At 72.6% G+C, this 22114-nt stretch carries 21 protein-coding genes; 7 read left to right on the top strand and 14 right to left on the bottom strand.

The window, feature by feature from the left end; genetic code table 11:
* Positions 1 to 46: 46 nt before the first annotated feature.
* The gene (locus tag DEJ13_RS01870) at positions 47 to 961 is read right to left on the bottom strand and encodes a LysR family transcriptional regulator (RefSeq protein ID WP_111107613.1); all 915 of its coding nucleotides are present in this window, start codon (positions 959 to 961) and stop codon (positions 47 to 49) included.
* Positions 962 to 1032: 71 nt separating this feature from the next.
* Here DEJ13_RS01870 and DEJ13_RS01865 point away from each other — a divergent pair, with 71 nt between their 5' ends.
* The gene (locus tag DEJ13_RS01865) at positions 1033 to 1974 is read left to right on the top strand and encodes an EamA family transporter (protein ID WP_111107612.1); all 942 of its coding nucleotides are present in this window, start codon (positions 1033 to 1035) and stop codon (positions 1972 to 1974) included.
* On the opposite strand, the gene DEJ13_RS01860 is transcribed toward DEJ13_RS01865, so the two are convergent.
* Positions 1943 to 2935 (bottom strand): epimerase, encoded by a 993-nt coding sequence (locus tag DEJ13_RS01860; RefSeq protein ID WP_111107611.1) that lies wholly within the window; start codon positions 2933 to 2935, stop codon positions 1943 to 1945. The two genes, DEJ13_RS01865 and DEJ13_RS01860, sit on opposite strands and share 32 nt — an antisense overlap.
* Position 2936: 1 nt before the next feature.
* On the bottom strand, positions 2937 to 3629 hold the full coding sequence (locus tag DEJ13_RS01855; protein WP_258374157.1) for a DUF4166 domain-containing protein: 693 nt from the start codon (positions 3627 to 3629) through the stop codon (positions 2937 to 2939).
* Between the two features lie 48 nt (positions 3630 to 3677).
* Here DEJ13_RS01855 and DEJ13_RS01850 point away from each other — a divergent pair, with 48 nt between their 5' ends.
* Positions 3678 to 4592, top strand: coding sequence for a cation diffusion facilitator family transporter (locus tag DEJ13_RS01850; RefSeq protein ID WP_111107610.1), 915 nt, complete (start codon positions 3678 to 3680; stop codon positions 4590 to 4592).
* Positions 4593 to 4987: 395 nt separating this feature from the next.
* On the opposite strand, the gene DEJ13_RS01845 is transcribed toward DEJ13_RS01850, so the two are convergent.
* Together DEJ13_RS01845 and DEJ13_RS01840 are read right to left on the bottom strand one after the other, a co-directional pair.
* The gene (locus DEJ13_RS01845; protein ID WP_111107609.1) at positions 4988 to 5587 is read right to left on the bottom strand and encodes a hypothetical protein; all 600 of its coding nucleotides are present in this window, start codon (positions 5585 to 5587) and stop codon (positions 4988 to 4990) included.
* Positions 5588 to 5645: 58 nt separating this feature from the next.
* The gene (locus DEJ13_RS01840; protein ID WP_258374156.1) at positions 5646 to 6908 is read right to left on the bottom strand and encodes an MFS transporter; all 1263 of its coding nucleotides are present in this window, start codon (positions 6906 to 6908) and stop codon (positions 5646 to 5648) included.
* Positions 6909 to 6956: 48 nt separating this feature from the next.
* Between DEJ13_RS01840 and DEJ13_RS01835 the strand changes: the two genes are divergently transcribed.
* Complete coding sequence (locus DEJ13_RS01835; protein ID WP_181437097.1) at positions 6957 to 7865, top strand: LysR family transcriptional regulator; 909 nt, start codon at positions 6957 to 6959, stop codon at positions 7863 to 7865.
* Positions 7866 to 8016: 151 nt separating this feature from the next.
* On the opposite strand, the gene DEJ13_RS01830 is transcribed toward DEJ13_RS01835, so the two are convergent.
* From DEJ13_RS01830 to DEJ13_RS01810, 5 genes are all read right to left on the bottom strand, one after another.
* Positions 8017 to 9399, bottom strand: coding sequence for an MFS transporter (locus DEJ13_RS01830; protein ID WP_111107656.1), 1383 nt, complete (start codon positions 9397 to 9399; stop codon positions 8017 to 8019).
* Positions 9400 to 9460: 61 nt separating this feature from the next.
* Positions 9461 to 9724: a hypothetical protein gene (locus tag DEJ13_RS01825; protein WP_056123648.1), complete on the bottom strand. Its 264-nt coding sequence runs from the start codon at positions 9722 to 9724 to the stop codon at positions 9461 to 9463.
* The gene (locus DEJ13_RS01820) at positions 9721 to 10362 is read right to left on the bottom strand and encodes a DUF308 domain-containing protein (RefSeq protein WP_111107608.1); all 642 of its coding nucleotides are present in this window, start codon (positions 10360 to 10362) and stop codon (positions 9721 to 9723) included. The genes DEJ13_RS01825 and DEJ13_RS01820 overlap by 4 nt, the downstream gene beginning before the upstream one ends.
* 214 nt (positions 10363 to 10576) lie before the next feature.
* A complete protein-coding gene (locus tag DEJ13_RS01815) occupies positions 10577 to 12484 on the bottom strand; it encodes a DUF11 domain-containing protein (protein ID WP_146245288.1) in 1908 nt (635 codons plus the stop codon).
* A 95-nt stretch (positions 12485 to 12579) separates the two neighbouring features.
* The gene (locus tag DEJ13_RS01810) at positions 12580 to 14304 is read right to left on the bottom strand and encodes a glycoside hydrolase family 13 protein (RefSeq protein WP_111107606.1); all 1725 of its coding nucleotides are present in this window, start codon (positions 14302 to 14304) and stop codon (positions 12580 to 12582) included.
* Between the two features lie 38 nt (positions 14305 to 14342).
* Here DEJ13_RS01810 and DEJ13_RS01805 point away from each other — a divergent pair, with 38 nt between their 5' ends.
* The 4 genes from DEJ13_RS01805 to DEJ13_RS01790 all read left to right on the top strand — a co-directional run bounded on the left by DEJ13_RS01805 (position 14343) and on the right by DEJ13_RS01790 (position 17398).
* The gene (locus tag DEJ13_RS01805; RefSeq protein ID WP_056123657.1) at positions 14343 to 14900 is read left to right on the top strand and encodes an NADPH-dependent FMN reductase; all 558 of its coding nucleotides are present in this window, start codon (positions 14343 to 14345) and stop codon (positions 14898 to 14900) included.
* A 161-nt stretch (positions 14901 to 15061) separates the two neighbouring features.
* Positions 15062 to 15577: a MarR family winged helix-turn-helix transcriptional regulator gene (locus tag DEJ13_RS01800; protein ID WP_056123661.1), complete on the top strand. Its 516-nt coding sequence runs from the start codon at positions 15062 to 15064 to the stop codon at positions 15575 to 15577.
* 104 nt (positions 15578 to 15681) lie between these two features.
* On the top strand, positions 15682 to 16188 hold the full coding sequence (locus DEJ13_RS01795) for a Dps family protein (protein ID WP_056123664.1): 507 nt from the start codon (positions 15682 to 15684) through the stop codon (positions 16186 to 16188).
* A 16-nt stretch (positions 16189 to 16204) separates the two neighbouring features.
* Positions 16205 to 17398, top strand: a complete 1194-nt coding sequence (locus DEJ13_RS01790; RefSeq protein WP_111107605.1) for an NAD(P)/FAD-dependent oxidoreductase — start codon at positions 16205 to 16207, stop codon at positions 17396 to 17398.
* 81 nt (positions 17399 to 17479) lie between these two features.
* Here the strand turns inward: DEJ13_RS01790 and DEJ13_RS01785 are convergent, their stop codons facing one another.
* The 4 genes from DEJ13_RS01785 to DEJ13_RS01770 form a co-directional block, all read right to left on the bottom strand.
* Positions 17480 to 18577, bottom strand: coding sequence for an alpha/beta fold hydrolase (locus tag DEJ13_RS01785; protein ID WP_056123670.1), 1098 nt, complete (start codon positions 18575 to 18577; stop codon positions 17480 to 17482).
* Positions 18578 to 18648: 71 nt separating this feature from the next.
* A complete protein-coding gene (locus DEJ13_RS01780; protein WP_111107604.1) occupies positions 18649 to 19524 on the bottom strand; it encodes an SMP-30/gluconolactonase/LRE family protein in 876 nt (291 codons plus the stop codon).
* Positions 19525 to 19581: 57 nt separating this feature from the next.
* Positions 19582 to 20439: a DUF1206 domain-containing protein gene (locus DEJ13_RS01775; protein ID WP_146245286.1), complete on the bottom strand. Its 858-nt coding sequence runs from the start codon at positions 20437 to 20439 to the stop codon at positions 19582 to 19584.
* Positions 20440 to 20542: 103 nt separating this feature from the next.
* A complete protein-coding gene (locus DEJ13_RS01770) occupies positions 20543 to 21709 on the bottom strand; it encodes an RtcB family protein (protein WP_111107602.1) in 1167 nt (388 codons plus the stop codon).
* Between the last annotated feature and the right edge of the window lie 405 nt (positions 21710 to 22114).

Raw genomic sequence — 22114 nt, 5'->3', positions numbered from 1 at the left:
CGACCGACAGGAGGCCCGGTGCGGCCCCGCCGCGCACCGTACCGGCTCAGGTGGTGACGTCGAGGGCCGTGGCGACCAGGGCCTCCAGGACGGTGCGGACCACGGGCCGGACCATCCGGTCCGGCCGCACGAGTGCCTCGATGCGCCGCCCGGCGCGCACGTCGGCCAGCTCCGCCAGGTGGAACCGCCCCGGCGCCCGCGTGCCTGAGGTGTAGCGCGGGACGAGCGCGATGCCGTGTCCCGCCGCCACCAGGTTCTCGATCACGGGCAGGTGGATCGTGCGGAACGCGACCTGCGGCGGCGCGTCCGTCGCGGCGGCCATCGCCGTCAGGACCCGGTCGATGGGGTAGCCCTCCGGCACGCCGATCCACGTCTCGTCGACGACCTCGTCGATCCGGACGCGCCCGCGTGCCGCCAGCCGGTGGCCCTGGGGCAGGGCGACGTCGAGCGGTTCCCGCAGCAGGGCGACCGTCTCGAGTGCGGACCGGTCCGGAGCCGGCGCGCCGTCGGGACGGTGCCCGACCACGACGTCGTGGTCGGACGCGAGCGGGGCGAACTCGTCCTCGCTGACGTCGACGTCGGACAGCACGAGCTCGATGCCGGGGTGCTCACGCATCCGGGTCAGCAGGCCGGGCAGCAGCAGCTCGGCAGCGGACGGGAAGATCGCCAGGTCGACCGCGCCGGTCGTGCCGCCGAGGTGCTCCTGCCAGGCCGCGTCGACGGTCGCGACGGCGGTGGCGACCCCGGCGGCCAGTCCGGCGAGGACCCGGCCGTCGTCGGTCAGTCGCACGCCGCGACCGACGCGTTCGACCAGTGGGACGCCGACCTGGCGCTGCAGGGTCCGGAGCTGCTGCGACACCGCGCTCGGCGTCCGGTGGGTGGCCACGGCGACGGCGGACACCGACCCGCGTTCCTGCAGCTCGCGGAGCACCGGCAGCAGTGCGACGTCGAACCCGACCATGCAGGGACCCTACAACGACGCTGTCCGAACGTGCGCTGGTCCTTCCGCGTCGGCTGCGGGACGATCGACGGGTGCTGCTCCGTGACCGTCTCCTCGCGCTCGTCGTCGCCGTCGTCTGGGGCCTGAACTTCCCCGCGACGGCGCTCGCGCTCGAGCACTTCCCGCCGTTCCTGCTGGCCGCCGTGCGCTTCACGCTGCTGGCGGTGCCGACGCTGCTGTTCGTCCCGCGGCCGCGGATCCCGTTCGGGCGCCTGGTGCTGGTCGGCCTGGGGCTGGGCGTGCTGCAGTTCGCGTTCCTCTACCTGAGCATGGCGTCCGGCATGCCCTCGGGGCTGGCGTCGCTCGTGCTGCAGGCGTCGGCGCCGTTCACGGTCGTGCTCGCCGGGGTGTTCCTGCGTGAGCGGCTGACCGGGCGCCAGGTCCTCGGCGTCACGGCCGCCGTCCTGGCCCTCGCCGCCATCGCGGTGCACCGTTCCCAGACCGCGGCGCTGCTGCCGGTCGTGCTGGCGCTGTGCGGTGCGCTCGGCTGGGCGATCGGCAACGTCGCGACCCGGCGGGTGGGACCGGTGAACCCGCTGCACCTGACGCTGTGGTGGTCGGTGGTGCCGCCGATCCCGATGGCCGTGCTGTCGTTCGTGGTCGAGGGTCCGACGCGCATGGGGCAGGCGCTCGGGACGGCGTTCACGCTCCGGGCGCTGCCGGCCGACCTCGGCCTGCTGTACATCGTGCTGGTGGCGTCGCTCGTCGGGTACGGCATCTGGTCGCGGCTGCTCGGCACCTACCCGTCGAGCACCGTCGCGCCGTTCTCGATGCTCGTGCCCGTCGTGGGCGTGCTGGCGTCGTGGGTGGCGTTCGGCGAGGTGCCCGACCTGGTCGAGGTGCTGGCGGGCGCGGTCGTCGTCGGCGGCGTGCTCTGGGCGTCGCGCCCGGGTCGGGCCGCGCCCACCGCACCGATCCCAGAGACCGGCCCGGTGCCGGCGCTCAGCCCCGGTGCTGGCGGCGCTCCGCGATGATGTGCGCCAGTGCACCACGCAGCAGGGGGTACCGGAACTCGTAGCCGGCCTGTACCAAGCGCGTCGGGACCACCCACCGGCTCTTGAGCACGAGCTCGGTCTCGGTCCGGATCGCGAACGACCCGAGCTCGAGCATCCACCGCCACGTCGGCAGCCCGAAGCGTCGTCCGACCGCGTCACGGATCGTCGCCATCACGGTGCGGTTGTCCGACGGATTGGGGCTCGACAGGTTCACGGCGCCGTCGAGGTCCTCGTGGTCGCGGATGAACCGGATCGCACCGACCACGTCGGCGATGTGGATCCAGCTGAACTTCTGCCGCCCGTGGGTGTGTCGGTCGTGGTGGTAGGTACCCGCGGCCAGGCGCGACCGGGTCGGGAACCACGCGCCGTCGTACTGCGGGCCGCCGAGCCCCGCCTGCGCGAGCCGGAGCAGCGGGACGAGCGCGCTGCCGTCACCGAACACGATCGCCATCCGGAGTGCGACGCGACGGGTGCCGGGCAGGTCCGCCGCGAAGAGGGCGTCCTCCCACGCGCGGGCGACCCCGACGGAGAAGCCCTCGCCGAGCTCCCCCGTCGCCTCGTCCTGCGGGCGGTCGGCGGCGTGCCGGTAGATCGTCGCGGTCGATGCGTTCAGCCACAGCGGCGGCGGGTGCTCCGACGTGCGGATCGCCTCGGCCAGCTCGAGCGTGGTGTCGACCCGGGAGCGGATGATCTCCGCCCGGTTGCGGCGGCCGTAGCGGCAGTTCACGCTCTTGCCCGCCATGTTCACGACGATCGCGGCGCCGTCCACCAGTTCGCGGACACGGAGCGTGTTGCCCCACACCGCGTCGCCGGTCCGGCCAATCGTGACGACCTCGTAGCCCTCGTCTCGGAACGCGTCCTGCAGGTACCGGCCGACGAAGCCGCTGGCCCCCGCGATCACCGCACGGCCCCTGGTCGTCTCGGCGCTGTCGTCGCTCATCTCATCCCCGTTCTGGGTCCGGTCCGATCGCGTACCGGAACGCCCCCTCGTACCGGTACAGCGTGCCGACCACCGGCGCCGAGAGCACCAGGGACACGCGCTGCCGGTCGGCTTCGTCATCGAATCGTTCTGTGAGCGTCACACGTGGACTGACGACGGCCGGCAGGCTCCACTCGCGTCCCAGCCCGTGGAACGACACACGCGTGGAGGCCAGGCGCAGGGCGCCGGCGTCCGGGCCGTCTGTGTCGACCGTGACCGCGAGCCGGGCGCTGACGCGCCCGTGGCGACCGAGGTGGTCGACCAACCCCGCCGGCTCCGCCGTGATGGCGTCGACCATCGTGCGGTCCCCGGTGCGGAAGTGGAAGGTGCGGTGCGCGCGGACGGCGGGGTGGGCCTCCCGTCCCGCCGTGGGCCGGCCGTCGCGTCCGCCGGTGCGACCGCGTCGGACGGTGACCGGGCGGTTCTCGACCGTGAACGGCACGTCGCGCTCCCAGACCGGGAACATCACGGCGTCACGGGCGAACAGCGCCAGCACGGGCCAGAGCCACCGGCGTGGTGTGCCGACGACGGTGAAGGCACCGGCACCCCGGCCGACGTGCCCGGGTGGGATCGGGCCGAAGTACGTGCGGAGACGCGGATGCAGCCGAGCAAGCACCTCGGCACCGATGCTCAGCTCGTAGGGCGACCGGGTCACGCTTGCGATCCTGGCACGTCGTCGGTCGCGGTCCCTACGATTGCAGGCATGGGACACGACCACGCACACGGGCACGCGGGCGCGAACGAGCGCGCGCTGCTCGTCGCGTTCTGCATCTCGGCGACGATCCTGCTCGCCGAGGTCGTCGGCGCGGTCGTCACCGGGTCGCTCGCGCTGCTGGTCGACGCCGGGCACATGGTCGTCGACACCGGCGGGATCGGCATCGGGCTCGTGGCCACACGGCTCGCCCGGCGCTCGCCCACCTCGCAGCGCACGTGGGGGTTCCAGCGGGCCGAGGTGCTCGGTGCGACGGCCCAGGCGGCGATCCTGCTCGCGGTCGGGGTGTTCGTGATCGTGTCCGCGATCCAGCGCCTGTTCGTGCCGGCCGAGATCCACGCCGGGCCACTGCTCGTGTTCGGGATCATCGGACTCGTCGGCAACCTGGTCGCCTTCGCCGTGCTGATGCGGGCCTCGGGCGAGAACTTCACGTCGCGGGCCGCGCGGCTCGAGGTCCTCAACGACGCGCTCGGGTCCGTCGCGGTCATCGTCGCGGCCGTCGTGCTGTCGTTGACCGGGTGGGAACGTGCGGACTCGATCGCGGCGATCGTCATCGGCGGGCTCATCCTGCCCCGGGCCGTCCGGCTGCTGCGCGAGACCGCCAACGTGCTGCTCGAGTCGACGCCGCCGGGGCTCGACCTCGAGGACGTGCGCGGCCACATCCTCGAGCTCGACCACGTCATCGCCGTGCACGACCTGCACGCCACGCTCGTGGCAACCGGCGTGCCGAACCTGACCGCGCACGTGGTGGTGGACGACCACTGCTTCACGACCTCGCACGCGCCGGCCATCCTCGACGAGCTGCAGCAGTGCGTGGCCGAGCACTTCGACGTGCCGGTCGAGCACTCCACGTTCCAGCTCGAGCCCGCGTCGCACCAGCGGCACGAGCACGACGTGCACGCGTAGGGCGGCGGGCGCTCTCCCTGGGGTGTGTCAGCCGTACGACACCTCCGATGTCGTACGACACCGTCACCGTCGCGCCACCGGCCCCCCCGCCACCCGGACGACACAACCGCTGTCGTACGACATCGTCACTGTCGCGCCACCGGCCGCCCGCCACCCGAACGACACCACCGCTGTCGTACGACATCGTCACTGTCGCGCCACCGGCCGCCCGCCACCCGAACGACACCACCGCTGTCGTACGACATCGTCACTGTCGCGCCACCGGCCCCCCGCCACCCGAACGACACCACCGCTGTCGTACGACACCGTCACTGTCGCGCCACCGGCCGCCCGCACGTGACGCGTCCGCACACACGCGACGGCGCACCCCCGCGCACCCCGGCGCGCCCCCGGGGTCAGCAGTCGTCGGTGCGGGTGGGGTAGGCGGTGATGACGCGGTCGGTGGTGCGCGAGACGATGACCTTCACGAACGCGTCGGGCGTCGGCGCGGAGCCGTCGTCGAACCGCATGGCCGCGGCGTAGCAGACCTTGCCGTCGCCGGCATCGCGCGGGAAGCCCGAGCGCGGCGTCGTGAGCGCGGACTGCACCGCCGTGAGCATCGCGTCGTCCCAGTCACGATCGCCCTGCCCGCCCAGGACGTCCTGCCAGTCGCCGGTGTGCCGCACCCGGATGTGCTCGTACCCCTGGCTGGAGTTGCCGCACTGCATGACCACGTCGCCGAGGGCCGTCGTGTCGTAGCGCGCGACGTCCGCCCGGCTGCTGGCGTCGCACCGGTCGAGGACGTCGCTGCCGGGCAGGTCCGGCCCCCGCCGGTCGAGCACGACCACGCCGTCCGCCGTGGCCTCGGCCGTGGGGACCGACGATGCCGACGGTCCGGCGAGCACCGGGTCGTCCGCACCCTGCTGCGCGGTGAGCGCGAACCCGCCGGCCACCAGCCCGGCCGCCACGAGCGCGGCGAGTCCGGTCAGGACGGAACGGTTGCGTCGCGACGGCATGCGGCCAGTATGCCGGAGCCGGTCCGAGCCTCCCGTCCGGTCGGGAGGCCCGGTGACGTCAGGCGCGCGCGGCCAGCCGGACCCCGGCGACGACGGCCAGGACGGAGACGAGGACCACGTACCCGATGAGGACGGGGAGCGTCGGCAGCACCAGCAGCGCCGCACCGACGGCGACGACCGGCACGGTCAGCCCGGCGTACGCGATGAGGAAGACGGTGGCGAGGACCCCGCCGCGCTGCTCGGGCTCGGCGAGGGCACCGGCGCTGCCGATGCTGGCGCGGAAGAGCAGGCCGACGCCCGCCCCGGCGACGACCCCGCCCCCGATGAAGCCCGCGACCTGCAGTACGACCGCCGAGCCCGCGAGGACCGCCAGACCGACGACGAGCAGGACCATGCCGAGACGGATCTGCGTGCGCTGCGCCAGCCGGGCGAAGACGACCTGCGACAGCGCACTCGCGGCGAAGACCCCGAAGGTCGTCGCGCCGGCCGCCAGACGGTCGGTGACGTGGAAGGTGGTGCCGAGGAACGTCGGGGCGACCGAGGTGAACAGCCCCTGCACCGCCAGCGCGGCGAACGCGCCGGTCCCCGCGGCCCAGAACGCGGCGCCCTTGCCCGCCGGCGCCTGGATGCGCTGCGGGCGGTAGGGCACGCGCTGCTCGGGGCGGCCGACCGTCTCGGGTGCGACGAGGACGACGACGAAGGCCACGACGAGCGCGACGACGAAGACCGCGTACGGCACCAGGAGCGGCTGTCCGACGAACTCGGCCAGGGCCCCTCCGACCAGGGCACCGAGCGACAGACCCCCCAGGTTCACCACGCCGGCCGCGACGCTTGCGCCCTTCGCCGACCCCTCGTCGCCGGTCGCACGGACCCGGAGCTCGCCGAGGTGCGCCGTCGCCGTGGCGGTCAGCGTCCCGATGCCCAGCCCGGTGACGAGCCGCGCGACGATGAGGCCGCTGACGTCGTTCCACACCAGGAACAGCACGGCGGCGACGAGTTCGAGGGCGATGGACACGAGGATGAGCGGCTTGCGGCCGTGCACGTCGCTGAGGTGCCCGGCGAGCCAGAGCGACCCGACGACCCCGACCCCGTACGCCGCGAAGACGATCGTCGTGGTGAACGTGGGGAACCCGTCACGCGCCTGGTAGATCACGTAGAGCGGGGCGGGCACCGTCGCGAACGCCATCACCGCGAGGAACGCGAAGGCGACCGCCCAGAACCCGACGTCGTGGCGTCGGCGGGTGTGCGCCCGGCGTCCCCGAGGGGCTTCGACGACGGGAGCGCCGATGGACGCGTCATGGGTCTGTGTGGTCGAGGACATGCCTCGATGATCGTCCTCGTCGAGCATCGAGTCCAACGGATGCGCTTGATGATCGTCATCGAGCTGATCGATGATGAACCCATGGAGACACGGCTGCTCGAACAGTTCGTCACGGTTGCGGCCGAGGGCAGCGTCACCCGCGCGGCCGAGCGGCTGTGGGTGGCGCAGTCCACGGTGTCAGCGGGGATCGCGAGTCTGGAGCGCTCGTTCGACGTGCGGCTGTTCCACCGGACGGGGCGAGCGCTGGTCCTGACGGCCGCCGGTGAGGACCTGCTGCCGCACGCGCGCGCCGTGCTCGCGTCACTCGACCGGATGCGGGACCTGGCGACCTCGGACGACGCCGACCTGCGGGGACGGGTCCGGCTCGGGATCTTCACGAGCATGGACGTCGTCGACCTGACCGGGGTGCTCCGGACCTTCCGGGAGCGGCACCCGCTCGTGACCGTCGAGCTGATGACCTCGCCGTCCGGCACGACTGGCCTGGTGCAGGACCTGGTGGCGGGGCGGCTCGACCTGGCGTACTCCGGCCTGCCGGTCGTCCCGGCGGGCATCGTCGTGGAGCCGCTGCGGGAGATGCCGTTCCGCGTCTTCCTGGCGCCCGACCACCCCCTCGCCGGGCGCGCCGCGGTGTCCCTCCGGGAACTCGCCGACGAGTCGTTCATCGACACGGCGCACGGCTTCGGCAACCGGATGATCCTCGACCAGGCGTGCGAGCGTCTCGGCGTCCGGCGACGGATCGTCGCAGAGATGAACGACATGCCCGCCGTCGTGCGGTTCGCGGCCGCGGGGCTCGGCGTCGGGGTCGTCCCGGACGCGGGGGTCGCACACGACGGAGTCGTCCTCGCGCTGTCGGACGAGGTCGAGCCGCTCCGCGTGGGGCTCGCGATGCGGGGGGACGTCGAGCCGACCCGGGCGGTCCGGGCGCTGGCGCGGGACATCGTGGCCGCGCGGCGCTGAGCCGTGCGGGCGCTGCCGCTGCCGCTGCCGCCGGCGCAGGAGCGGGCGCTGCCGCCGGCGCAGGAGCGGGCGCTGCCGCCGGCGCAGGAGCAGGCGCTGCCGCGGGCGCTGCCGCTGCCGCGGGCGCTGGCGCTGGCGCTGAGCGGATCGCTCAGGCGTCGAGCAGGGGTGCGACCCGGTCGACCGACCGCCGCGCGGCAGCCGACGACGACACGAACCCGACGGCGACGATCGCGGCACCGATCCCGACGACGATCCACCACATCGCGTGCGTCGCCACGGCGAAGTCCGCGCCGACGCTCGCCACGGCGCTCGCGCCCGTGACGGTGCCCGCGAGCGCGACCCCGAGCGACACCCCGGTCTGACGGCTCGTCGACGCGACGGCCGCAGCGGAGCCGGCCTGCGCGCGGGGCATGCCCGACACTGCGGTGTTCGTGATCGGCGCGTTGACCATGCCGAACCCGAAGCCGAACAGGACGAAGGCCGCCACCAGCACCAGCATCGGCGTGTGCGCGTCGATCGTGGTGAGCACGAGTCCGCCGCCGAGGATCCCGATGCCCGCCAACACGAGCGGCACCCGCGTGCCGACGGACGCGACGAGCCGACCGGACAGCGGCGACACGAGCATCGTCGCCAGGGCGGCCGGCAGCGTCCAGAGCCCCGCCTGGAACGGGGTCATGCCACGGACCTCTTGCAGGTACAGGGCGTTGAGGAACAGGAACGCCCCGTTCGCCCCGAAGGCCACCACCGCGGTCACGACCGATGACGAGAACGGGATGCTCCGGAAGAACCGGACGTCGATCAGCGGTTCCTCGCGCCGGCGTTCGACGACCACGAGCAGCACGAGCGCCACGGCCGCGAGGACGAACAGCCCGAGGGTGCCGACCGACGCCCACCCGAGCCGGGGCCCCTCGATCAGCCCGCCGACGAGGGTGGCGAGGAACACGATGACGATGCCCTGGCCGAGCGGGTCGAGACGGCGCGGCTTCGATGCCCGGGACTCCGGCACGAACAGGAACGTCAGGACGATCGCCGCGATGCCGATCGGGACGTTGATCCAGAAGATGGCGCGCCACCCGACGCTGTCCGTGAGCGCGCCACCAACGAGCGGGCCGACCCCCATCGAGACGCCGACGACGGCGCCCCACACGCCGACCGCCTTGGCGCGTTCCTTCGCGTCGTCGAACGTCGCCGTGATGATCGACATCGCCACGGGGTTCATCATCGAGCCGCCGACCGCCTGCACCATCCGGAAGACCACGAGCCACCCGACGCTCGGCGCGATCGAGCACAGCAGCGACCCGATGGAGAACAGGGTCAGGCCGATCTGGAACGTCCGGCGTCGCCCGATCCGGTCCGCGGTCGAACCGGAGAGCATGAGCAGGCTGGCGAGGACGAGCGTGTAGGCGTCGATCGTCCACTGCAGCCCGGAGATGGTGCTGTGGAGCTCTCGCCCGATCGACGGCAGTGCGACGTTCACCACCGTGGCGTCCATCGAGACGATGAACAGGCTCATGCAGCAGACCGCGAGGATCAGATACCGGTGGCGGTACCGCGACGGGAGCTCGCGGGTGTCCGGGAGCGGGCTGCGGACCTCAGTGGAAGCCGTCGGAGTCTCCTTCGCCCGGGGTCTTGTGCCCGCCGAGCATGTCGTTGTCGTCCTGGTCGCTGGTGGACGCGAGCTGGAGCATGGCGAGCACGACCACCACGACGATGAACGCGACGCCGAGGAAGACCAGCGCGAGCGTGACCTCGCGCGTCGAGAACAGCACGACGAGCCCGACGAAGACCGCGACGATCGCGGAGATCCCGAGGAGCTCGACCGGGCGCAGGCGGTCACGACGGCTGGGGGTGGTCATGCGTGTGGTGCTCCGTCCGGGGACGCCGCCGGAGCGACCGTCCCCCACTTGTGCGAGAGGCCGGCGATCACGTGGAAGACCGCCGCGATGGCGAGGTAGGCGCCGAGCAGGCCCACGAGGACGACCGAGGCGTCGAGCGTGCCGGGGACCTTCTCGATGCCGCCGAGCTGCTGCGAGTAGTCCGGCGGTGTCACCAGGAATGCGATCGCCAGCAGCAGCGTGAGCCCGCCGATGGTCATCCAGTCGCGGGCGAACGGCGACCGCCCGCGGGCGCGGATGCCCTGCGTCAGTTCGAGTGCCCCGGTCAGGACCGCGAACACGACGAGCACGGCGATGAACGCCGTCAACCCGAACCCGTTGCTGGCGACGGCGACGATCCCGGCGACCACGGTGATGACCGCCTGCGCCAGGGCCGTCCGCCGCGAGCGCGGGTCGTCGCGGAGCCTGGTCGCGGAGCCGATGCCGAGGACCGCGCCCTCGACGAGGGCGAACACCCCGAACAGCAGCAGGCCGTAGCCCGCGGCGTGGTTCGAGGAGAAGGTGATGACGAGTGCGATGACTGCAGCCGGGACGGCCCGGAGGACGGGGATCGGCCAGTACCGCGCGCGCTGGTGTGCGTCGGCGACGGAGTCGGACACGAGACCTCTTTCGGCATGCGGATCGTGGGTTCGATCCTACCGCCGCCGGTCATGTGCCCCTTCCGTGCGCGGGCCTCGTGGGCGGTCCCGGGGCTGAGGATGCTCCGACCTGGGCCGAACGGCGGCCATCCCGACCCGGGGACGCGCAGGACGGCCGCGCGGCCCGGGTCGGGAGCGCGGAGCTGGTCCGCGGTGCCGAGGTCAGGAGGCGCCGTCAGTCGACGGGGCTGTCGCCGGTGGACGCGCTCGCTCGGCGCCGGAGCACCCACCACGTGGTCAGACCGGCGGCGGCGAGTGCCACCCCCACCGCGCCCAGGACGGCCAGTCCCTCGGCACCCGTGTACGCGAGCGCCCCGTCCCGGTGTCCTGCGCCGCTGGCTGGCTTGGCTGTCGGAGCGCTGCCACTGCCGGCGACGGGAGTCGGCGTGGTGCTCGCGCCGGGCGTCGGCGACGGACCGGGCTGGTCCGGCCCGTCCGGGTCGATGACCACGATGCCCACTCCGGGCGAGGGGTCGCCGCCGTCGGGGTCGGTCGGGGAGGCTGCGGTCGCCACGTTCACCACGTCCGAGCCGTCGCCGCGGTAGTCGGGGTCGAGCACCGTGCGGAACCGGAAGGCGGCCGAACCGTCGGGTTCGAGGCCCCCGCCCGCGCGACAGGTGACGTGCTGCCCGTCGGCGCTGCAGTCGTCGTCGCTGCCGACGAAGGTGAGCGGGGCGGGCAGGTCGTCGACCACCGTGACGTCGTGCGCGCGGGCAGGACCGTGGTTCTGCGCGGTGACGGTGTACTCGAGCTCGTCGCCAGGGTGCACGTCGGTCGCGGGCGACACCGACTTGGCAGTACCGAGTTGCGCGACCGCGGTGACCGGCGCGGAGGCCACGGACACGTTGTCCGTCTCGTCGACGTCGGCCAGGTCCGGCGCGGTCGCGATGGTCGCCCGGCTCTCCAACCGACCGCTGGCACCGGGGTCGACCGTGCCCTCGACGACGACCTGTGCGGTGGCACCCCGCGCCAGCGACAGGTCCGTCGCGACATCGCCGCTGCCCGAGGCGTCGCCGCAGGTGTCCGGGGTGGCGCACTTCCAGCGCACGTCACGCAGTGCTTCCGGGACCTGGACGGCGAACGGGCTGGGGTCCGATGCGTTGGGGCCGTGGTTCGACGCCGTGACGGTGTACGTCAGGTGTTCGCCCGCCGATGCCGCCGGCAGGGTGTGCTCGACCCGCAGGTCAGCCGGCTTGCGGACCCGCAGGTGGTCGATCTCGTGCACGTCGACGGACGACCCGGTGGCCCCGGCGAACCCGAGTCGGAGCGTGGGCGGCAGCGCCGCCTGACCGTCGCCGTGCAGGGGCACGGCGTCGAGGACGGTCCGCAGGGCACCCCCCTCGGCGATGCGCACGGTCACCGCCAGCTCCCCGTCGTCCCCGGGCAGCAGGGTGACGCGGACCTTCCTGGTCGTGGTGCCCGACGTGCCGACACCGCCCGGGGCGAGGACGCCCGTGACGTACCGGTACCCCGACAGGCCGTCACCCGAGCCACGGACGACGACCGAGTCCGGCCGGGCGCCCGGACCGCTGCCGTTGATCGGCAGCGAGAAGTTGCCGTACCGGTCGAGCGCGACGGCGGCGAACCCGCCGGGGACACCCGGGACGTCACAGGTCCCCGCGCCCTGGGTGGCCTGGCGGACACAGCTGTACCCGAGCCCTGCACCGCGTGCGCCGACGCCGGGCGCGGCCGCTCCGTCCGCCAGGTAGAGCAGCAGCCCGTCGGCCTGCAACCCGCCGCCGTCGGAGTACATCGCGTAGTCGAACTCGATCTCGAGTCCGTCGGTCGACGGGAACGTGTCGGTCGTGGCCCACGAGCCGGCCTGGCTGGGCAGGTCGTCGGTGAGCCGGAGTCGTCCGTCGAGGATGCGGGCGTCCCCGCTCAGCACCCCGCCCTGCGCGGTCGAGAAGTCCTGCTCCCAGGGGAAGGCGAGGTCGGCGGCGGACGCGGGTGGTGGCGGTGCGAGGGCGGTCGGGAGCGCGGCGAGCGCCAGGCCGCCGAGCGCCACGAGGGCCCCGACGCCCCGGCGCACCGCTCGGGAGGATCCGACGGGTGGACGAGCAGCAGTGAGTGGTCTGTTCATGCACCGATCGTCGCGATCCGGGCATCCCGGCCGCCGGGGCCGGACCCGATCTGTGGACGACCGAACGCCGAGGTCGAACGGTGGAGGAAGGAGACCTACGCCACCCAGACCGTCGTCGCCCCGGGCAGCTCGCCGTCGCCGAGCGGACCCGACGCCAGCAGCACCGTCCCGGACGGCATCGGCACCGGCGCGTCGCCGAAGTTCGTGTACGAGCGCCACCCGTCGTGCCGGGCGAACCCGACGACCGACGCCGGGGTGTCCAGCCACGTCAGCGACTCCCCCTGCTGCAGCCGTCGTCGTGCGGCGAGCGCCTGCCGGTACATCGACAGCGTGGAGTCGGGGTCGCCCTCGAGCGCCTCGACCGACGACGCCCCGAAGTCGACCGGCTGCGGCAGGAACGGTGCCACGTCCCCGAAGCCGAAGGACGGCCCCGACGACGTCCAGGGGATCGGCACCCGGCAGCCGTCCCGGCCCTTGACGGTGTGGCCGGACCGCAGCCACTTCGGGTCCTGCAACTGGTCGCGCGGGATCGCCGCCGCCTCGTGCAGCCCGAGTTCCTCGCCCTGGTACACGTAGGTCGAGCCGGGCAGCGCGAGGAGCAGCATCGACGCGGCGCGCGCGCGACGCAGTCCCAGCGCACGGTCGAGCGGCGGCGTGGTGCCGTCGGTCATCAGCCACGCGTCCGTGTCCGTGCCGAGCGGCAGCCCGTAGCGCGTGGCGTGCCGGACGACGTCGTGGTTCGACAGCACCCAGGTGCTCGATGCGCCGGAGTGCGCGGACATCGCGAGGTTCTGTTCGACGAGGTCCCGGAAGACCCCGGGGTCGAACGCGGCCTCGAGCAGGTCGAAGTTGAACGCCTGCCCGAGCTCGGTCGGCCGGGCGTACAGGACACGGCGCGGTGCGGGTGTCCACGCCTCGGCGATCGCGGCCCGGGGCGGGTCGTACTCGTCGAGCACGGCACGCCACGTGCCGAAGATCTCGTGCACCTCGTCACGGTCGTACAGGGGGTCGGAACCGTCCAGCGGCAGCTGGTGTCCGTTCGACGGCCGGTAGGGCACCGACAGGTCCTTCGCCAGGCCGTGCGCGACGTCCACTCGGAACCCGTCAACCCCGCGGTCCGACCAGAACCGCAGGGTGTCCTCGAAGTCGCTCCGCACCGAGGGGTTCGACCAGTCCAGGTCGGGCTGCTCGGGTGCGAACAGGTGCAGGTACCACTCCCCGTCGGGCACCCGTGTCCAGGCCGACCCCCCGAAGTTCGACACCCAGTCGCTCGGCGGGAGCGAGCCGTCCGGCCCCGATCCCTGGCGGAAGACGTAGCGCGCCCGCTCCGGCGAACCGGGGGCAGCGGCGAGCGCGGCACGGAACCAGGCGTGCTGGTCCGAGGTGTGGTTCGGGACGACGTCGACGATGATCCGGACGTCGTGGGCGTGTGCGGTCCGGACCAGCTGGTCGAAGTCGTCGAGGGTACCGAGCCGCGGGTCGACGTCGCGGTAGTCGGACACGTCGTAGCCGCCGTCGGCGAGCGGCGAGGGGAAGAACGGCGAGAGCCAGATCGCGTCGACGCCGAGCGACGCCAGGTACGGCACGCGGCTGGTGATGCCCTCGACGTCGCCCAGCCCGTCGGCGTTCGAGTCGGCGAAGCTGCGCGGGTAGACCTGGTAGACGACGGCCTGCCGCCACCAGTTCGGGTCGGGGGTGCCGGGGGTGCTGGAGGGCGTGCGGAGAGTCACCCCGCCGAGCGTACCCACGCTCGACACGCCGCTCACGGACCGCGCGGGAATGCCGATCACTGCGAACGCATTGGTTGTTGCTGTAACCATTCCGTTGGACAACGGACCATCGCAACGAAAGGGTCACCATGACGAACGTCGTCGTGCTCGTCGGCAGCCTCCGCGCCGGCTCCATCAACCGCCAGCTCGCCGAAGCGGCGATCGACCACGCCCCCGAGGGCATCGACCTGTCCGTGTACGACGGCATCGTCGACCTGCCCTTCTACAACGAGGACATCGACGGCGACACCCCGCCCGAGGCAGCGGTCGCGTTCCGCCAGGCGATCGCCGACGCCGACGGCATCCTCCTGATCACGCCCGAGTACAACGGCACGATCCCGGCCGTGCTGAAGAACGCGCTCGACTGGGCCTCGCGTCCGTTCGGTGCCTCGCCGATCTCCGGCAAGCCGCTCGCCGTGATCGGTTCGGCATTCGGCCAGTACGGCGGCGTCTGGGCGCACGACGACGCCCGCAAGGCGGCCGGGATCGCCGGTGCCGCGGTGCTCGAGGACGTCAAGGTCGCGATCCCGCAGTCGGTCGTCCGCTTCGCCGAGACGCACCCGCGCGAGGACGCCGAGGTCACCGAGCAGCTGCAGCAGACGCTCGACGCGATCGCCACGGCCGCGGCCGAGCGGGTCGCTGCGTAGCGCATCCGCGCACCTGCCCGACGGTCGCGACGCGACCCCAGCACGGACGGGAGGCCCGTGGCGAGACCGCCACGGGCCTCCCGTCCGTCTGTCTGGACGTCTGCTCGCAACCCGGACGTTCGCTAGGCAGCCTGGCTACCAGGCGGGTTACGCTACCGAGCATGTCCACCACGACGGAGATCACCGAGGCGTCCGGGTACTGGTTCCCCGACGACGACGCGACCCAGCGCGGTGTCGCCGTCCTGAACGCGCTCCGTCGATACCGAGCCGCCGAGACCGCCATGCGGCGACGCACCCGCGACTCGATGGGCATGGGCGAGACCGACCTGCTGGCCGTCCGGTTCCTGCTGCAGGCCCAGCGCACCGGCACCATGGTGAGCCCCAAGGACCTGGCGAAGTACCTGAAGATCAGCTCCGCGTCGACGACGATCCTCATCGACCGCCTCGTCAAGAGCAACCACGTCCGCCGGCACCCCCACCCGACCGACCGTCGTGCCCTCGTCATCACCCCGACCATCGAGACCGACGACGAGGTCCGCGCCACCCTCGGCGTGATGCACCGTCGGATGATGTCCATCGCCGAGGGACTCTCCGCCGACGACGCCCGCACGGTCGCGTTCTTCCTCGAGCACATGCGCGACGCCGTCGACCAGGTGGACCCCGCGACGACGCACTGACCGGGTCGGACCGGCGCCCGGGGGACGAACCCTCACCGTGCACTGTGAAGGCCTCCTGCCGCACCGCGTAGACCGGAAGGGTCACCGACGCGAAAGGAGTCATCATGCACGCATCGGACAAGATGGCCAAGAACCTCCAGGCGGTCCTCGTGGATCTCATCGACCTGCACGTCCAGGGCAAGCAGGCGCACTGGAACATCCTCGGCACGAACTTCCGCGACCTGCACCTGCAGCTCGACGAGATCGTCGACGCCGCTCGTGAGTTCGCCGACGACACCGCGGAGCGCATGCGCGCCCTGTACGCCGTGCCGGACGGGCGTTCCTCGACGGTCGCCGCGCAGAGCCACCTCGACCAGTTCCCGGACGGCGAGATCACGACGCACGACGCGATCGACCAGATCACGCTCCGCCTGTACCAGGCGACCGGCACCATGCGCGACGTGCACGACGAGGTCGACGACGAGGACCCGACGACCGCGGACCTGCTCCACGGCTTCATCGAGCGCCTCGAGCAGCTCGCCTGGATGGTCAGCGCCGAGAACCGCGCACCGAGCACGCCGCTGGCTGCCGCGGTGACGCCGTCGACGGCCGAGGCCTCGACGCACGCCTGACGGCGACGTCGACACCATGACGGACTACCGCTACCTCATCGTCGGCGGCGGGATGGTCGCCGACGCGGCCGCCCGGGGCATCCGCGAGATCGACGAGTCCGGAACGATCGGCATCCTCAGCGAGGAGACCGACCGCCCGTACGCCCGCCCGGCGCTGTCCAAGAAGCTCTGGACCGACCCGGACTTCAGCTGGGACGAGAAGGTCGACCTGCACACCGAGGAGACCGGCGCCGAGTTCCTCCTCGGGACCGTCGTGACGGCGATCGAACGTGACGCCAAGACCGTGCGGACGTCCGACGGCACCACCCACGGCTACGAGCGGTTGCTCATCGCCACGGGCGGGCACCCGCGCGGGCTCCCCGACCTGCAGCCGTCCGACCGCGTGCTGAGCTACCGCAGCGCTGACGACTACCGCCGGCTCCGCGCGCTCGCCGATGCGGGTGCCCACGTGGTCGTGGTCGGCGGCGGGTACATCGGCACCGAGATCGCCTCCGGCGTCGTCCAGAACGGCGCGCGCGTGACGTTCGTCGACCCGGACGAGGTCGTCGGCGGGAACATGTTCCCGCCGGGCCTGGCCGCCGCGTTCCAACAGCGGTTCGTCGACCACGGTGTGGAACTGCGCACCGGCCGTCGTGTGACGACGGGGACCGACACGGGCTCCGGTGTGACGCTGACGCTCGACGACGGCTCGGTCATCGAGGCCGACGCGGTCGTCGCCGGGCTCGGCATCGAGCCCGCGACCGAACTCGCCTCGGCCGCCGGACTGCGCGTCGACGACGGCATCGTGGTGTCCTCGACGCTGGTGACCGACGACCCGTCGGTGTTCGCGGCGGGTGACGTCGCGGAGTACCCGGACCGTATCCTCGGCACGCGCCGCGTCGAGCACGTTGACAACGCCCAGCAGCAGGGGCGACAGGCCGGCCGCAACCTCGCGGACGCCGACGAGACCTACGACCACACGCCGATGTACTACTCGGACGTGTTTGACATGGGCTACGAGGCCGTCGGCCAGGTGTCGAGTCACTTGCGGACCGTCGAGGACTGGCAGGACCCGACCGTCACCGGCGTCGTCTACTACCTGGACGACGACGACACGGTCCGGGGCGTGCTGCTCTGGAACGTGTGGGACAAGACCGACGAGGCCCGCAAGGTGCTCGCCGACGCGAACTCCCTGACGGCCGACATGCTGCCGGGCCGCATCACGGCCTGAGCGCAGACCACGCGCCGTGGGCGCAACCGACGGGAGGCCCGTCACCGGTCCCGGGACCGGTGACGGGCCTCCCGTTCGTCGTCAGTGACCCGGGTCGCGCGGTTCTGCCGGCTTGCTGTCCGTACGGTCCAGCTCGGGCGCCACGGCCTCGACGATCTCGTGGCGGACGGACTCCGGCACGGGGTCGTCGGCGTCGTCGGCCATCGCGAGCGCGTGCGCGGACTTGCCGGCCTCGAGCACCTCGTCGTCGCCCTTCGCCATGCCGAGCAGCTCCTTGAACCGCGCACGCACGACCAGCCAGGCGTCCCCCGGACTGAGCCGCGACAGGTCCGTCGCGGTCGAGTCGTCGCGGACGCGCTGCATCGACGACACCCCGCGGTCCGGGATCTCGTCGCGGACGTGCGCGACCGCCAGGTGCGCAACGGCGTCGGCCTGGGCGTGCATCACCGAGTGCGCGCCGCCCACCACCTCGCGCAGGACCGCGTACGGGAACACCCGGGCCAACCGCCGCACCCAGTCGCGCGGGACCATCGCGTCGCGCTCCCCACGGACGATGAGGACCCGCGCCTGGACGTGCGGCGCGCGCTGCTCGATGGGGAAGGCGACCATCTTCGGCAGCACCTTCCGGAACCAGTGCCAGCCGCACAGTGCGTACGCGGTGACGGCGTGCCACCGGACCGCTGCCGGTTCGTGCACCGCCGACCGGACGAAGCGGACGGCGGACTCGCTGATCGTCCGGGCGGTCGAGTCGACGACCGGGCTGATCAGGACGACGTGGGTGTACTCGGGGTGCCGGGCGGCGACCTCGGTGACGACCTGGGTCCCCATCGAGTGGCCGACCAGCACGGGGTTGGTCAGACCGAGCTCGGCGATGACCGTCTCGACGGCGTCGGCGTAGCGCTCGATCGACACGGCGCCCCGGAACTTCGGCACCCCGGCGAACCCGGGCAGGTCGAGGGCGCGGACGGGGCCGAACTCCTCGAGGTTCGGCGCGAGCCGCTCGTAGTAGGTCGACGCGATGCCCAGGCCCGCCACGAGCAGGAAGGAGCGCTCGCCGACCTCGCCGATCGAGGACACCCGCACGTACGTGTGGTCGACCGGGACCCGGTCGACCTTCACCACGACGTCGGCGGTCTCCGCGTCCAGCGCGTCGGCGTGACGCGGGGCCTGCTCGTTCACGGGCGTCTCCTCGGGGTCGGCGGTCGCCCAGACTACCGCCCGTGTCCTCCGTCCAGGCGCTGCCCGGCGGGTCAGCCCCCGAAGGTGTTCGCAGGGAACCCGTGCACACGGGTCGGCACCGCGAAGACGGCACCGGAGCGCGGGTGCTGCTCGAGCTGTTCCTCGGTCGCGTTCTCGCGGGCGGTCGCGACGAACAGCGTGCCCATGTCGGCACCTCCGAAGGCGACCGACGTGACGTTCGGCGCCGGGACCTCGACGGTCTCCAGGTGCGCGCCGGAGGCGTCGTACCGCTCGACCCGGCCGCCGCCGTAGATCGCACCCCAGAAGCAGCCCTCGTCGTCTCGGACCAGGCCGTCGTGTGCGGCGCCGGCGACGAAGGGCTCGAGTTCGCCGAGTTCGCCGTCCGGGCCGTACGACCCACGGTAGATCGTCGACGTGCTGGTGTCCGTGACGTACATCACGTCGCCCTCGGGTGACCACTCGATGCCGTTCGTGGTCCCGAAGCCGCCGCGCAGCAGCCGGGTCGTGCCGTCCGCCTCCACCGCGTACAGCGCACCGTCGGGCTCCCCCGTGGTCAGGTCCATGCTGCCGACCAGGAACCGGCCGAAGGGGTCGCACTTGCCCTCGTTGAACCGGATGCCGGCGTGCGCGTGCTCGACGCGGGCGATCGTCCTGGGCTCCCCGCCGTCCGGGTCGGTGACGACGACGCTGTCACCGAGGGCGAGCACGAGACCGCCCCCCGCCCGCGGTTGGAAGGACGCGAGTGGCGGCGGGAACGTCGCGGTGTCGAGCACCGCGCCGTCCGCGTCGGCGGTGCTCAGGACACCGAGGGTGATGTCGGTCCACCGGAGCAGCTGGTGCTCGGGGTCCCACACGATGCTCTCGCCGAGGACGGCACCCGCGTCGGCGAAGACACGGACAGGACCGGTGGTGGCGCTCGTCGTCATGGACCCCGTCTACCGTCGGGTCGGTCCGTGGTCGTCCAGACGGCGGCCGGTCGATGGTCAGATGCGGGCGTACTTCGCCCGCAGGAAGCTGTAGGCACCGAAGGCCAGGAACCCGATCCCGATGACCACCAGCAGCACGCCACCACCCGGCACGCCCTTCACCGCGTCGAACGCCGCATCGAGCCCGGACGCCTGCTGCGGGTCGCTCCGGAACGCCGCCACCGCGACGAGCACCCCGACGATCGTCACGGCGATCCCCTTCGCCACGTAGCCCGTCACCGCCAGCACCGTCAGGGGTCGCTCCACGGTCTTCGGGGGCGTGACGAGCTGCTTGCGGTACGACCGGCGGACGCCGATGACGACCAGACCGATCCCGATGGCGATCGCGACCGCAGCGGCCGCGAGCAGCAGGAACACCCCGCCCGGCGTGGCGAGGGCCGTCGCCGCCGCACCGCGGGTCGATCCAGAGGAGCTCTTCCCGGCGCCGAGGGCGAACGACGCCGACGAGTACGCGATCACGCCGTACACGATCGCCTTGCCGGCGTTCTTCGCCCGGTTGAGCCACGACCGCGCGGTGTCGGTCCGGCCACCGACGACGGCCTCGACGACGAGCCGGATCGTCAGCGCCGCGGTACCGACTGCGACGAGCCACAGCAGGACGACCCCGCCGGGGACCGCCGCGAGCTGCGCCAGCGCGCCGGACTGGTCGGTCTCACCGGACTGCGAGCCCTGGCCGCCGCTCTGGCCGGCGGCACTCCCGATGCCGAGCAAGATCACCAGGTACCCGATGAGCAGGTGCACGACACCGCTGCCGACGAACCCGCCGCGGGCGGTCGTCTCGAACCACCGGCTGTCGGCGGCGCGACGCACCTGGCGTCCGGTCTCGCGGGCAGTGGCTTCAGCGCTGTCGGTCACGGGACACCACACTGCCCGATGCAGCTGGGACGTGTGCGCGCCGGGCGCGGACGGGAGGCACGGCGCGGGCCAGTACCGTGCCTCCCGTCCGCAGCGCGACCCCTCAGTCGCCCTTCACGTTGACGACCTGCCGCAGCGTGTGCCGGATGGTCACCAGGTCCTCGGCGTCGGCCATGACCTGGTCGATCGGCTTGTAGGCCGCCGGGATCTCGTCCAGGAACGCGTCGGTGTCCCGGTACTCGATCCCGGCCATCGCGGCCCGGAGCTCGTCGTGCGTGAACGTGCGACGAGCGGCCGACCGCGAGTACATCCGTCCGGCGCCGTGCGGCGAGGACTCGAGCGACGGCTTGTTGCCCCGCCCCTCGACGACGTATGACGCGGTGCCCATCGACCCGGGGATCAGCCCGAGCTGGCCCTCGCGCGCCTGGATCGCACCCTTGCGGGACACCCACACCGACTTCCCCCAGTGCGTCTCACGCTGGGTGAAGTTGTGGTGGCAGTTGATCCGCTCCTGCTCGTCGACCGGCGTGCCCATGACCTCGGACAGCTGCCGGACGACCCGGTCCATCATCTCCTCGCGGTTCAGCAGGGCGAAGTGCTGCGCCCACCGGAGCTCGGCGATGTACCGGTCGAACTCGGGTGTGCCCTCGACCAGGTACGCCAGGTCGGGATCCGCCAGGGTGATCCACCAGCGCTCCATCGCGGCCTTGGCGACCGTGATGTGCCGCTGAGCGATCTTGTTGCCGACACCCCGCGATCCGGAGTGCAGGAACAGCCAGACCCGGTCCTCCTCGTCGAGGCTGACCTCGATGAAGTGGTTGCCGGACCCGAGCGTGCCGAGCTGGTTGCGCCAGGTCCCGAGCACGGCCGAGGGGTCGAAGCCCGCGGCCTCGGCCATCGTCTCGAGCTCGGCGATCCGCGGCGCCGCGGTGGCCACGACCTTCCGGTTCGACGCGCCGGCCGACAGCGGGATCGCGCGCTCGATCTGCTCGCGGAGCGGACGCAGGTCAGCGGGCAGCTGGTCCGCCGTGAACTGCGTGCGCACGGCGATCATGCCGCAGCCGATGTCGACGCCGACGGCCGCGGGCATGACGGCGCCGAGCGTGGGGATGACGGACCCCACGGTCGCGCCGAGGCCCAGGTGGGCGTCGGGCATGAGCGCCAGGTGCGGGAACACGAACGGCATCGCCGCCGTCGTGCGGGCCTGCTGCTCCGTGTTGTCCTCGAGCAGTGACGCCCAGGACAGCAGCCGGCCGGTGATCTTCTTCATTGGTCCTTCTCGTCTCGTCGTGGTGGTGGTGACGGTCCGAGGCGGAACCACGCCGAGCCTCCTGTCCGATCCGGACTGAACGTCCTGACGGACGCGGCGTCCGTGACGGACGCGAGGAGGACGGCGAGCGACGCCCCGGGCCGGGTGGGCACGGGGGCGTCGTGTGACGGTCGTGCCTACGCGGGATTGCCGGTGGACTGCTGCTCGCTGCGCTGTTCGGGCAGCACCACGAGCGCATCGAGCTGGAGCTCGATCCGCTGTTCGGGATACTGCACGGCGCGCATGCGCGGTCCTTCCGGTGTCCTGCCGCTGGCAGGTCCTGCCCGGGGCGGGCAGGAGAGCGAGACTAGCGCGACACGCCCGGGATGCACAACCCGCGTCCGGAGTGGCGGCCGGACCGACCGA

This window comes from Curtobacterium sp. MCLR17_007 (genome assembly GCF_003234655.2).
In the GTDB taxonomy this organism is placed as follows: domain Bacteria; phylum Actinomycetota; class Actinomycetes; order Actinomycetales; family Microbacteriaceae; genus Curtobacterium.
The sequence above is the reverse complement of the archived record's forward strand: the minus strand, read 5'-3'. Positions and strand labels throughout refer to the sequence as shown.

Coding starts and splice junctions, on each gene's coding strand:
- DEJ13_RS01825 (WP_056123648.1), bottom strand. CDS start 9,724: ATGACCACCCCCAGCCGTCGTGACCGCCTGCGCCCGGTCGAGCTCCTC.
- DEJ13_RS01795 (WP_056123664.1), top strand. CDS start 15,682: ATGCACGCATCGGACAAGATGGCCAAGAACCTCCAGGCGGTCCTCGTG.
- DEJ13_RS01850 (WP_111107610.1), top strand. CDS start 3,678: ATGGGACACGACCACGCACACGGGCACGCGGGCGCGAACGAGCGCGCG.
- DEJ13_RS01770 (WP_111107602.1), bottom strand. CDS start 21,709: ATGAAGAAGATCACCGGCCGGCTGCTGTCCTGGGCGTCACTGCTCGAG.
- DEJ13_RS01810 (WP_111107606.1), bottom strand. CDS start 14,304: ATGGTTACAGCAACAACCAATGCGTTCGCAGTGATCGGCATTCCCGCG.
- DEJ13_RS01860 (WP_111107611.1), bottom strand. CDS start 2,935: ATGAGCGACGACAGCGCCGAGACGACCAGGGGCCGTGCGGTGATCGCG.
- DEJ13_RS01815 (WP_146245288.1), bottom strand. CDS start 12,484: ATGAACAGACCACTCACTGCTGCTCGTCCACCCGTCGGATCCTCCCGA.
- DEJ13_RS01845 (WP_111107609.1), bottom strand. CDS start 5,587: ATGCCGTCGCGACGCAACCGTTCCGTCCTGACCGGACTCGCCGCGCTC.
- DEJ13_RS01790 (WP_111107605.1), top strand. CDS start 16,205: ATGACGGACTACCGCTACCTCATCGTCGGCGGCGGGATGGTCGCCGAC.
- DEJ13_RS01780 (WP_111107604.1), bottom strand. CDS start 19,524: ATGACGACGAGCGCCACCACCGGTCCTGTCCGTGTCTTCGCCGACGCG.
- DEJ13_RS01840 (WP_258374156.1), bottom strand. CDS start 6,908: ATGTCCTCGACCACACAGACCCATGACGCGTCCATCGGCGCTCCCGTC.
- DEJ13_RS01870 (WP_111107613.1), bottom strand. CDS start 961: ATGGTCGGGTTCGACGTCGCACTGCTGCCGGTGCTCCGCGAGCTGCAG.
- DEJ13_RS01835 (WP_181437097.1), top strand. CDS start 6,957: ATGATCGTCATCGAGCTGATCGATGATGAACCCATGGAGACACGGCTG.
- DEJ13_RS01800 (WP_056123661.1), top strand. CDS start 15,062: ATGTCCACCACGACGGAGATCACCGAGGCGTCCGGGTACTGGTTCCCC.
- DEJ13_RS01805 (WP_056123657.1), top strand. CDS start 14,343: ATGACGAACGTCGTCGTGCTCGTCGGCAGCCTCCGCGCCGGCTCCATC.